The 9,670-nt window shown below is 78.5% G+C and carries 3 protein-coding genes; 1 reads left to right on the top strand and 2 read right to left on the bottom strand.

Features of this window, described 5'->3' with window-relative positions:
- Positions 1–254: 254 nt before the first annotated feature.
- Together ACFCX4_RS02235 and eccCa are read right to left on the bottom strand one after the other, a co-directional pair.
- Entirely contained in the window at positions 255–3,821 is a 3,567-nt protein-coding gene (locus ACFCX4_RS02235) for a hypothetical protein (RefSeq protein ID WP_376138145.1), read from the bottom strand.
- 159 nt (positions 3,822–3,980) lie between these two features.
- The gene (gene eccCa, locus ACFCX4_RS02230; RefSeq protein WP_376138146.1) at positions 3,981–8,021 is read right to left on the bottom strand and encodes a type VII secretion protein EccCa; all 4,041 of its coding nucleotides are present in this window, start codon (positions 8,019–8,021) and stop codon (positions 3,981–3,983) included.
- A gap of 275 nt (positions 8,022–8,296) precedes the next feature.
- Here eccCa and eccD point away from each other — a divergent pair, with 275 nt between their 5' ends.
- Entirely contained in the window at positions 8,297–9,670 is a 1,374-nt protein-coding gene (gene eccD / locus ACFCX4_RS02225; RefSeq protein ID WP_376138143.1) for a type VII secretion integral membrane protein EccD, read from the top strand.

Here is a 9,670-nt window from a genome sequence, read left to right as displayed (position 1 = left end):
CGCCCCCGGGGGGGGGGGGCGCGGGGGGGGGGGGGGCCCCCCCGGGGGGGGGGGGGGGGGGGGGGGGGGGGGGCCGCCCCCCCCCCCCCCCCCCCCGCCGCGCGTCCGGGCACCCACGACCCGCCGCCGGGCCCCGGCCCGCCGCACCGGAACGGCACGTCCCCTCGCGTCGGCCGTCCGGAGCAGGCCCGGAACGGCCCCGGGGCGGGGCGGGGGCATCGCGGGCCGGGCCGGGCCGGGTCGACGGCGTCCGGTCAGTCGGAGCCCGGCCCCTCGGACTCCCCGGGCCCCCCGGACTCCCCGGACTCCTCCGGGCCGAGGCCGGCCGCCTCGGCCTCGGCCTCGGGCTCGTCGAGTTCGACGCCCGGGGTGAGGTGGAAGCGTGCGGGGACGTCCGCCCGGGGCCGTTCGGCCTGGGGCATCGCGGCCCGGCGTTCCAGCCACGCGCGCAGCCGGGAGAGGGCGTTGCGGTTCCGCTCGGACGGGTCGCCGCCCGACTCGCGCAGCAGGACGCAGGCCGGCCGGTCGCCGTCGGCCGTCACCATCCCGACCACGGTGAACGCCGTCCCCGGGGGGAACACCGCCTGGGCCGGTCCGTCGGCGGAGTCGAAGACGGAGGTGCGCCGGCCCGTCGCCGACCAGACCAGGAACTCCACCGAGGAGCCCGGGAGCTCCGACCCGGGGGCGGTGAGGCCGGCCAGCGGTGCCGGCTCCCGGAACTGCCGGCCGGTCGGGTAGTGGGACAGGACCGCCTCCGGGTCCAGCCCGGCGCCGGCTCCGAGCAGGACGGCGCCGTGGTGGCTCGGCAGCCGGCGCAGACCGGAGCCGAGGCAGCGCAGGAACGGCTGCATCGCCGGGTCGCCGGACCTTGCGGCGGCCACCAGCACGGCGCGCGACGCGGGGATGCCGGTGTCGGTGTGGTGGAGCAGGACGGCGGCCAGGTCGGGCTTGAAGTCGTCCTGGGAGGTGGTCCGCAGCCCGGGGAGACGGGTGGCGAGCTGCTCCAGCCGGCCCGTGCACCGGTGGTAGTGGTCACCGAGCAGCGTGCGGACGGCGTCGCGCTCGGCGGTGCTCGTCGAGGTGACCGGGGGCGGCGAGTCGTCGAGGCCGAAGTACCGGGCGGGCTCGCCGTCCGGAGCCGGGGCGGCCGTGCCGGGGCCGGGACGGCCGGAGCCCGACGGGTCGTGCCCGGCGGCCGGGTCCCCGGCGGTCGGCTCCTCGGCGGCGGTCCCCTCGGGCGGCAGCGTCCCGACCGGCGGTTCCACCGGCTCGAACGCCGGGAGCGGCTCGGCGCTCGCCGGCCCGGTGGGCGCTGGTCCGGCGGCCGGCGGTCCGGCCGGCGGGACCGCCGGCGTCCTGAACGGCACTGGTGCGCCGCCGCCGGTGACGGCCGGTCCGGCCGTGCCGGGGGCCGCCGGGACCGCCGGTGCACCGGCGGGGTCGCCGTCCGGGGCACCGCCCGCGAGCGGCCCGGGCCGGGGCGGGCCGGAGGACCCGGCGGCGCTGCCGGTGACGGGGGCGGCGGTGGCCCGGACGGGCGTGGGCAGCGGGACCGGCGCCGGTTCGGCGTCGGGCTCCGGGTCGGCGCGGGGACCGGCCGGGGGCTCGGGTGCCCCGGTCGTGAACCCGGGGGCCGGGTCGGGCGCGGCCCCGCTCCCGTGAGCGGTGTCGGTCCCGTACGCGGGCCCGGGTTCGGGTTCGGCGACCGGCGGCATCCGGCGGACGACCGGTGGCCCGGTCCGGGCCTCGGGCTCCGCCGGTGCGGGCCCGGGGCCGCTCTCGGGCTCGGGTTCGGCGACCGGCGGCATCCGTCGCACGGGCGGCAGCCCGCCCCGGGCCTCGGGCTCCCCGGACACGGGCACGGACGTGGACGCGGCGGCCGGGGCGGACGCGGACGCGGTCGCCGGGGCGGTCTCGGGCTCCGCGACCGGCGGCATCTGGTGACGGGGCTGCTCCGCACCGCCCTCGGTCCGGTTCGCGGCTCCGGCCCCGACCGGCGGCGGCACCCGGCGGCCGACCGGCAGTTCGGCCCGGGACTCGGCGCGCGCGACGGGTTCGGGGGCCGACGGCACCCGGCCGGCGCCGGGACCGAGAGCGGCCGGCGCCTCCTGCGCCGCCGCACCGACCCCCGGGCCCGCGCCCAGGGCCGCCGCCGAACCCGCCCCGACCACGCCCGCCCCGACCGCACCCGGCGCGGGCCGCCGGGCCGCCGCGACCGGGCGGCCGATGCCGTACGACACCGGCGCCACCACGGGCGGGCCGTTCAGCGGCTGCTCGGCGCCGAGCCACTCCAGCTCGTGCATCCGCGCGACGAACCGCCCGACCCGCTCGGCGTCGGGCTCCAGCAGCCCGTGGACCAGCAGGCCGAACCCCTCGGCACCGACGGTCGGGAGCCGGTCCAGGAGCGTGCCCAGCTCCTCGAAGGCGTCGGCCGGCACCGGGCGGTCGCGCTCCCCGACGATCAGCAGGGGGCGGGCCGCCTCGGGCCGGCGGAAGCGCGGGGTGAGCACGTGCGGGGGCTCGGGCCGCAGCCAGAGCCCGGCCGGGACGGCCTCCAGCGCCCAGTACGGGAAGGCCCGGAAGACGGCGGGTCCGTCCGTCTGCCAGTCGGCGCCGCCGTTGCGCCAGGCGGCGGGGGTGGTGGGCGCGCCCGGGGCGGTGGCCAGCCGGAGCAGGAAGGGCTCCCACCCGGCGCGGCCGTCGCGGTCCATGATCCGCGAGGTCGGCCCGCCGGGGCCGAGGACGGGCAGGCCGATCGCGGCCTGCACCGGCCGGGCGGTGCGGGCGGCCAGCGCGCCGGTGAGCGCGGCGAGCTGTTCGGGGGCCGCCCAGGGGGCGCTGACCAGGGGCCGGTCGGCGCCGAGCGGCAGGGAGAGGACGGCCTCGGCGAAGTCGTCGGGCAGCAGGAGCGGCCGGGCCGGGGTGCCGATCAGCACCACGGCGTTGCCGGGCGGCGCCGCGGCCGCGGCGAGGTCGGGCAGCGGGGCGGTGGAGCGGTCGGCCGGGTCGGTGAGCCAGAAGCCGCCGGGCAGCCGGAGGACCCGTACGGCGTCGGCGCGGCCCCGGGCCGCGGGGGCCGGGGCGGGGGCCGGTGCCGGCCTGGGGGCCGCGGCCGCGGCGGGGGCCTGCACCGGGCGGGCCGCGGTGGGCCGGGCGGGGGCTTCGCCGGGGGCGGCGGTGCCGAGGGTGCTGTGCAGCCGGCGCGGGGCCTGGCCCGGCTCGCAGCGCCACCAGGCGGAGGCCTCGATCGCGCCCTCGGGGTCGTTGACCTTCAGGGTGCCGGTCGGGGTGATCTCGACCAGGCCGTCGGGGGCGACGACCGGCACCCCGGCGCGCTCGGCGACCACCTCGGCGGGCCGCCGGCCGTTGGGCGCGAGCGCGGCCAGGCCGGAGGCGGCGAGCACCAGGTGGGCGGCGCCCCGGGCACGGGCGATCACCCCGAGGTCGGCCATCCGGTCGCGCAGGACCTTGGCCGAGTCGGGCGCGGCGGCGACCACCACCACCGCGTCCGGGACGGGCCGCAGGGCGCCGATCGCGCTCGCCAGGTCGTCCTCGCGGGCGGTGGACGCGGCGATCACGAAGTGCGGGCCGACCGCGCGGAGCACCGACGCGCCGGGGGCGGGCGCCGTCCTGCGCGGCGCGGGGACCGGCAGGGCGGACGCCCCGGCGGGCCGCGCCGGCCCGCGCACGGGCTCGGCCGCGGCGGCCGGGGGGCCGGCGGGCAGGGCGCGCTGCGGCCCGCGCCGGAAGCCGAAGCGGCGGCGGGGCTCGGCCGGGGAGGCGGGATCGTCGGGGTGCGCACCGGTGCGGGAAGGGCTCATCGTCCTGGACTACGGCCCCCGCCGCGCCGCCGGTTCACCGGACGCCCGCCGGGGGCCCCGGAAGGCCCACCCGCCCCGGCACCGGGCGCCCGGCGCCGGGGCGGGCGCGGTGAACGGGGCGGCCGGTGCCGACCGGCGGCGGACCGGCGGCGGACCGCCCTAGGCCCGCCCCGCCGGGACCTCCGGCTCGGCCGGCTCCGGGTCGGGCATCAGGCCGGTCTGCACCTGGACCGTCCGGCGCCGGGTGATGTGCAGTCCGCGGCCGGGCGGCAGAACCCGCGGCTTGACGCTGCCGAACAGCGTGCCCTCGCTCGGCGGGCAGGAGAGCAGGGTGACCGGCGTGTTGACGTCCTGGAGCCGCCGCAGCACCTGGTCGCTGTAGGCGCGGCCGATGCCGTTGGCCGAGCGGGCGACGATCAGGTGCAGGCCGAGCTCGGTGCCCTGGGCCAGGTGCTCCAGGATCGGGCCGAACGGGCCGCTGCCCATCTGGCCGGGGATCAGGTCGTAGTCGTCCACGACGATGAACAGCTCCGGGCCCGTCCACCAGTCGCGCAGCCGCATCCGGGCCGGGCTGATGTCCTCGCCGGGCAGCCGGGCCTCCATGGCCCGGGCGGCCCCGGTGACGACCTGCCGGAGCACCTCCACCGAGACGGCGTAGCCGAGCCGGTACTCCTCCGGGACGCACTCGTAGAGCCCGCGCCGGAAGTCGACCAGCATGATCCGGGCCTCCGCCGGGGTGTAGGCGGAGGTGATGCCCTCGACCAGCAGGCGCAGCAGGTTGGTCTTGCCGCTCTCGCTGTCGCCGACCACCAGCAGGTGCGGCGACTCCTCGAAGTCGTGCCACAGCGGCGCGATCGCGGTGTCCTCCATGCCGATGGCGATCCGCAGCCGGCCCTCGGGGGCGGGCAGCGCGGAGGCGTCCAGCAGCAGCGGCAGCATCCGCACCTCGGGCGCGCGGGGGCCGGTCCAGTGCTCGTTGACGGCGTCGACGAGGTCGGCGATGCCGTCGGCGAGGTCGTCGGTGCCGCCCTGGCCGTCGATCCGGGGGAGGGCGCTGAGGAAGTGCAGCCGTTCCTTGGTGAGGCCGCGGCCCGGGCTGTGCGGGACGGTCTCGGCGGCGCGCATGTTGATCATGGAGTCGATGGGGTCGCCGAGGCGCAGCTCGAAACGGGTGCCGAACTGGTCGCGCACACCCGCGGTGATCTCGGCCCAGCGGGCCGCCGAGACCATCAGGTGCACGCCGTAGTTCAGGCCGCGGGAGGCGATCGGGGCCAGCGCGGCCACCAGCTCCATGAACTCCTGGCGCAGGGTGCCCCAGCCGTCGATGACCAGGAACACGTCGCCGTGGCGGTCGTCGGCCAGCTCCGGGTCCCCGGCGGCCTTGCGGCGGCGGAAGGTCGCCATGGAGTCGACGCCCAACTGGGCGAAGCGCAGTTCGCGGCGGGCGATGATGCCGTTGACCTCGGCCACGGTGCGGCCGATCCGCTCCGGGTCGTGGCGCCCGGTGACGCCGCCGATGTGCGGGAGCCCGCGCAGCGCGGAGAGCGTGCCGCCGCCGAAGTCCAGGCAGTAGAACTGGACCTCCTGCGGCGTGTGGGTGAGCGCCAGGGCGGTGATCAGGGTGCGCAGCAGGGTGCTCTTGCCGCTCTGCGGGCCGCCGGCGATGCCGACGTGCCCGCCGGCCGCCGACAGGTCGGCCGTCAGCAGCTCGCGCATCTGCTGGAACGGGCGGTCCACCACGCCCACCGGGACGGTCAGGGCGCCGACCGCGGGGCGGCCGTCGGGTGCCAGGCCGTGCCGCGGGCCGGGGGTGAGCGGCGGGAGCAGCTCGTCCAGGGTGGGCGGGGTGTCCAGCGGCGGCAGCCAGACCTGGTGGGCGGGCGGTCCGGCGTCGAGCATCCGCGCGGCCGCCAGGTCGAGCAGGTTCGGGGCGTCCTCCTCGGCCGCCTCCCGGGCCTCCTCGGCGGCCAGCACCTCGGGGTCGGGATCGCGCGGCGCGACGTACTCGGTGCCGTAGGAGACGATCTGCCCGGCCACCGCGGCCTGCTGGACGGCGCCGCGCCGGCGCCGGTAGGGGCCGGAGACGTAGGCGGCCTTGAACCGGGTGAGGGTGGCGATGTCGCTGCGCAGGATGCCGTTGCCGGGCTGGGAGGGCAGCTGGTAGGCGTCCGGCACGCCCAGCACGCCGCGGCTCTCCATGGCGGAGAAGGTGCGCAGGCCGACCCGGTAGGACAGGTGGGACTCCAGGGCGTGCATCCGGCCCTCGTCCAGCCGCTGGGAGGCCAGCAGCAGGTGCACGCCCAGCGAGCGGCCGAGGCGGCCGATCATGATGAACAGCTCCATGAAGTCGCGGTGGGCGGAGAGCAGTTCGCTGAACTCGTCGACCACGACGAAGAGCGTGGGCAGCGGGTCGAGCTGGGTGCCGGCGGCCCGCGCGGTCTCGTAGTCCAGCAGCGAGCTGTAGTTGCCGGCCGAGCGGAGCAGCTCCTGGCGGCGGTTCATCTCGCCGTGCAGGGCGTCGCGCATCCGGTCGACCAGGGCGGCCTCGTCGGCCAGGTTGGTGATCACCGCGGAGGTGTGCGGGAGCCGGTCCAGGCCGAGGAAGGTCGCGCCGCCCTTGAAGTCGACGAGGACGAAGTTGAGCGTCTCCGAGGAGTGGGTGAGTGCGAGCGCCAGCACCAGGGTGCGCAGCAGCTCGGACTTGCCGGAGCCGGTGGCGCCGATCAGCATGCCGTGGGGGCCCATGCCGCCCTGCGCCGACTCCTTGATGTCGAGTTCGACCGGCTTGCCGTCCGCGCCGACACCGATCGGCACCCGCAGCCGCCGGCCGCGCGGGCGCTCCGCCCAGCTGCGGCGGATGTCGTGCTGGTACAGGTCGTTGATGCCGAGCAGCGAGGTGAGGTCGAAGTCGGTGCTGAGCGGCTCGGAGACGTCCATCGCGTCGCCGAGGCGGTACGGGGCGAGCGCGGTGGCGTAGCGGCGGGCGGCCGCCGTGCCCAGGGCGTCCGGGCGGCCGAGCGGGGTGGACTCGTCGCGCCGGTTGCGGTCGGCGGTGACGAGGTCCAGCCGGTCGCCGGTGATCCGCAGCCGCATCCGGAACGGCGCGTGCTTCCACTCCACCGCCCCGGAGACGTCCAGCAGCACGGCGTTGCGGTAGCCGGCCAGCAGGGCGCGGCTGCCACTGGCCAGCTTCACCCCGTCCAGGACGATCAGGGTGAACGGCTCGTCCCGGCCGGGCTGGGTCTCCGGTTCGAAGGGCGGCCGGTCGGAGAACTCCGGGCCGAGCACCTGCTCCAGCTCCAGCAGCGAGTCGGCGACCAGGCGCACCGGGCCGGCGCCGTCCGTCTCGGTGGGGTGCAGGGCGTGCGGCAGCCACTTCAGCCAGGCCCACTCCCCGCGCAGCTCGGGCGCGACCGCGGCCGCGATCCGCAGTTCGTCCGGGGCGTGGAAGAACGCGAGCTGGGCGATCATCGCCCGGGCCAGTGCGCGGGCCGGGCCGGGGTCCGCGGCCTCGGCGGGCTCGGCCGGGGGCGCGGGCGGCACCAGGTCCTCGCCGTCCGCCGGGTCGGCCTCCGGCACGGGGTGCTCGCAGCGCACCAGGACGTGGGCGTAGCCGCGCACGTGGACGGCGATCGGCTGGTCGGCGATGGAACCGTAGGCGTGGATGAAGCGGCGCAGCGCGTGCGCGCAGAGCGGTTCCAGGTCCTCCACCGGCTGGGTCGCCAGCGGGGCCAGCTTGACCGCCAGGCGCTGGGAGCCGGTGGCGATCCGGACGTCGCCGAAGTCCGGGTGGGCCGCGCGCCGCTCCCAGAGCCGGGAGGTGCGTACGAGCGAGGCGAGCGAGTCCGGCGCGGGGTGGCGCCAGGCGAGCGCCAGCCGCTGGTTGACGATGTGGCGGCGGACCTGACGGCGCACCTGGGAGAGGTAGCGCAGGTAGTCGCGGCGCTCGCCGCGCAGCTGGCGCTTGCGGTCGCTGGCGCCGCGGATCAGCTGGGTGACCAGCATGCCGACGGCGGACAGGCCCATCATGCCCATCGCCACGTAGGTCAGCGGCCCGCCGCCGGACTGCGGGTTGAGGAAGATCATCACCATCGAGAGCGAACTCAGCGCCATCGGCGCCATGGCGATCATGTTGGACATGCCGCTCTGCTGCTCCGGGAGCACCGGTGGCTCCTGCAACTGCAGCTCGCCCTCCGGCATCGCCGGCCCGGGGCGCCGGGGCGGACGATCGACCAGGACCACGCTCAACGGGGCTCTCCTCTCGCGGCGCCGCCGCCGGCGCCGGTCGCCGCGGGCCCGACGGCCCGGGCCGCACCGCACTCGGGCCTACGGCCCGCGGGACCCCGGCGGTTCACCACGCCCGCGGGGCGGCCCCGTCCGCGGGTGAACCGTCCGCGGGTGAACCGCCCGCCCGGTGCGGGCCGTACCTGTGTGACGGGAGAACCGGCAGGCCGATTCCACGGAGGACGCGACAGGTGAGCACCAGCACGGCGGCGACAGGACTGGTACGGCTGAGGTTCCGCGCCCCCGGCACCGCCTTCGAACTCGCGCTTCCCGGCGACGTGGTCCTCGCGGACCTGCTGCCGGCCGTCCTCGGCTACGCCGGACCGGAGGTCGCGGAGAGCGGTACCGAGCACTCCGGCTGGGTCCTCCAGCGGCTGGGGGCCGAGCCCCTCGACGAGGAGCAGACCCTGGAGGAACTCGGCCTCACCGACGGCGAGGAGCTGTTCCTGCGCCCCGGCCGCGACGCGCTGCCCGAGGTGCACTTCGACGACCTGGTCGACGGCGTGCGGGCCGGCACCGCGGCCCGCGGCGACTCCTGGCGGCCCGCCGTCACCCGGCGTCTCGCCCTCGCGCTGGCCGTCGCCGTGCTGGCCGGTGGCCTGCTGCTGCTCGCCCTGCCCGGCCCGGAGGGCCCGCGCTGCGCCGCGGCGGCGGCGGTCGCGGTGCTGCTGCTGGCCGGCGGGACGGCGGCGGTGCGGCTGATCGGCGACTCCAGGGCGGGCACGGCGCTGGCCACGGCCGGTGTGGCGCACGCGGCCGCCGCCGCCGCCCTGGTGCCCGGCCTCACCGGCCCGGCCCGGCTGCTGGCGAGCGGCTCGGCGGCGGTCGGCGCCACCGTGCTGGCGCTGGCGCTGGTCGGCTCCGGGCCGTTCTTCGCCGGGCTGCTGGTGGCGGCCGCGCTCACGCTGGCCGCCGGGGCGCTCGCCGTCTCCGGCACGCCGGTGACCCACATCGCGGCGGCGGTCGCCGCCGCCGCGGTGCTGTTCGGCGCCTTCGTGCCCGCGCTGGCGTTCAGGCTGGGCGGGCTGCGGCTTCCCGCGCTGCCCCGCAACGCGGACGAGCTCCAGGAGGAGATCGACCCGTTCCCCGCCGAGGACGTGCTCGCCCGCAGCCTGGTCACGGACAGCTTCCTGGCCGGGTTCTTCGTCGCGGTCGGCAGCGCCTGCGCGATCACCGTCTCGCTGCTGGCACTGGCCCGCGACGGCGGGTGGGGCCCGACGACGATGGCCGCCGACCTGTCGGTGCTGCTCCTGCTGCACGCCCGCGACATCGGCGGGCTGCGCCAGCGGCTCGCCCTGCTGCTGCCCGGCGCGCTGGGACTCGGCCTGCTGGCCGCCCGGACCGGCTGGGACGCCGCCCCGGGCACCCGGCTGGTGGTGTTCGCCGTGATGCTGGCCGCCGCCACCGGCCTGTGCGCGGTGGCGTGGACGGTGCCCGGCCGCCGCCTGCTGCCCTACTGGGGCCGGGCCGGGGACCTGCTGCACTCGCTCGCCGCGCTCGCCCTGCTGCCGCTCGCGCTCCAGGTGTTCGGCTTCTACGGGGCGATGCGCGGCCTGGCGGGCTGA

The sequence above is a fragment of the Kitasatospora sp. NPDC056327 genome, assembly GCF_042261735.1.
Taxonomy (GTDB): domain Bacteria; phylum Actinomycetota; class Actinomycetes; order Streptomycetales; family Streptomycetaceae; genus Kitasatospora.
The sequence above is the reverse complement of the archived record's forward strand: the minus strand, read 5'-3'. Positions and strand labels throughout refer to the sequence as shown.